Source organism: Vibrio neptunius, from assembly GCF_000967495.1.
In the GTDB taxonomy this organism is placed as follows: Bacteria; Pseudomonadota; Gammaproteobacteria; order Enterobacterales; family Vibrionaceae; genus Vibrio; species Vibrio neptunius.
The window spans coordinates 1-2088 of the sequence record NZ_JXXU01000153.1; the positions used below are offsets into that span (position 1 = coordinate 1).

2 protein-coding genes are annotated in these 2088 nt (G+C 41.3%); one reads left to right on the forward strand and one right to left on the reverse strand.

Going from position 1 to position 2088, the window contains the following annotated elements:
• The first annotated feature begins 17 nt into the window (after nt 1–17).
• The gene (locus TW84_RS23555) at nt 18–1133 is read left to right on the forward strand and encodes a BspA family leucine-rich repeat surface protein (RefSeq protein ID WP_045978033.1); all 1116 of its coding nucleotides are present in this window, start codon (nt 18–20) and stop codon (nt 1131–1133) included.
• Nucleotides 1134–1432: 299 nt separating this feature from the next.
• Here the strand turns inward: TW84_RS23555 and TW84_RS23560 are convergent.
• A partial coding sequence (locus tag TW84_RS23560; protein WP_205622514.1) for a hypothetical protein occupies nt 1433–2088 on the reverse strand: 656 nt, incomplete at its 5' end.

Below are 2088 nucleotides of genomic sequence, written 5' to 3' on the forward strand. Positions count from 1 at the left end.
CGTTCATATAAATAACCATGAAAAAGAATCTTCTGTCACTGCTTGTTGGGGCGGCGGCACTCGTCAGCCAGCAGGCTTATGCCATCGATATTTCAGTCAAATGCCCAGATCAGCCCGTCAATTCCGTGATACTCGAAAACGGCAAGGTGTATGTGGTGGTCGACAACACTTTGATTAAAAACCCAATTATGCTCGATAACCTAGAGCAAGGCCATATTGGCTTTTGTACCACCCAGGTCACTGATATGTCTTATGTGTTCTATAAAAGAGCCACCTTTAATGCCGATATCAGCGATTGGGATACCTCTAATGTGACTAATATGACGGGTATGTTTAATAAAGCGGAAGCCTTTAACCAAGATATCGGGTACTGGGATACCTCTAATGTGACTGACATGGCTGTTATGTTTGGTGGTGCTGAAGCTTTTAATCAAGATATCGGGCACTGGGATACCTCGAATGTGACTAGTATGGATAGTATGTTTGTGGGTGCTGACGCTTTTAACCAAGATATCGGTCATTGGGATACCTCGAATGTGAGGAATATGAATGATATGTTTAGGGTGGCTAAAGCTTTTAATCAAGATATCGGGCACTGGGATACCTCGAATGTGAGGAATATGGATTTTATGTTTTGGGAGGCTAAAGCTTTTAACCAAGATATCGGGCACTGGGATACCTCGAATGTGACTACTATGCGTTATATGTTTTGGAAGGCTAAAGCTTTTAATCAAGATATCGGCCGCTGGGATACCTCTAATGTGACAGGTATGGTGTCAATGTTTGAGGGTGCGGAAGCTTTTAACCAAGATATAAGTCGCTGGCATACCTCGAATGTGACTGATATGTCTTCGATGTTTAGGAATGCTGAAGCTTTTAACCAAGATATTGGTGATTGGGATACCTCTAATGTGACTAATATGATTTATATGTTTAGGGAGGCTAAAGCTTTTAACCAAGATATCGGTCGCTGGGATACCTCGAATGTGACTAATATGAGTTTCATGTTTTATATGAACAAAGCCTTTAACCAAGATATTGGCAATTGGAATGTTAGCCAAGTCACTAAGTATATCGATTTTGCTAAAGACAGCGTATTGACTGAGGAGCAGCTGCCTATATTTACCCAGTAGCGGTTGATCTATAGATTTACGGCTTATCTCTATGCAGTGGCCAACTAAAATTGGCCACTGCAAGATTCCAATATCGCGACACATGGAGATTGTAATCTAATTGGGACAGACACCTTAACAATCCCAATAAGAGATCCTCAATATGTGTTTGTCGCAAGCAATGCACAATGACCGACATGACAAGCGAAGTAGATAACTTTGTTGTTCGAAGAGCATTGGCTGCTCGGGCAGCCAACAAGATGTTATTGCCTATTGACAGGCAGAAAGCTCATATGTGTTATGTGCACTTTTCAGCCAAATCATTCAGCTAAAGCTTTGACTGCTAGCTCTTTATAGGCTTCTGAAACACAATTGTATAAGCCAGTGTAATCATAAAATGTTCCAATGCCAGCAAGTTGGTTTAGCTTGTCACCGATACTTTTTATGTTGTTTTCCACTGATTCGAACTCATTGAGCGGAGAGCAAATATTCAAAGCCATACGCCCATAACCCGGTGACATAGCTTGCTTGCTAACGAAGGTAACTATCTTGCGCTCATTTAATGTTTGCTCTGCAAAACACGACTCCGACCCAGCGCATAATTCATTTAACATGGCAGAGTGATATAGAGATTTCATTACACATATATTGACGTAAGGGTGCTGATTGCAGTGGCTCCGTATTTCTTGGCAGGAGCTTCCGTGACAGTAAACCTTAAGCTTAGCTTCAAAACTTTCTTCAATAGACTCAATATGCTCCCTTTCAACACCTGATTCTTTTGCGATGTTATCCTTGCGTTCGTTTAAGCTATCAGCCATAGCGTAATCGACGTGAATAAAAGTAAGAATAAGTAATAAATAGAGTTTCATTTGTACCCTCGCATCCATTCGTGCACATACCGCCCTGCTCTTACGAATCCCCCTCATAATCTCTATATAAAACAATGAGTAGACGCGCTGTAGTGGTTTAATGATCC

Excerpts from the sequence above, each read along its gene's own strand:
- TW84_RS23555 (WP_045978033.1), top strand. The coding sequence starts at position 18 with ATGAAAAAGAATCTTCTGTCACTGCTTGTTGGGGCGGCGGCACTCGTC.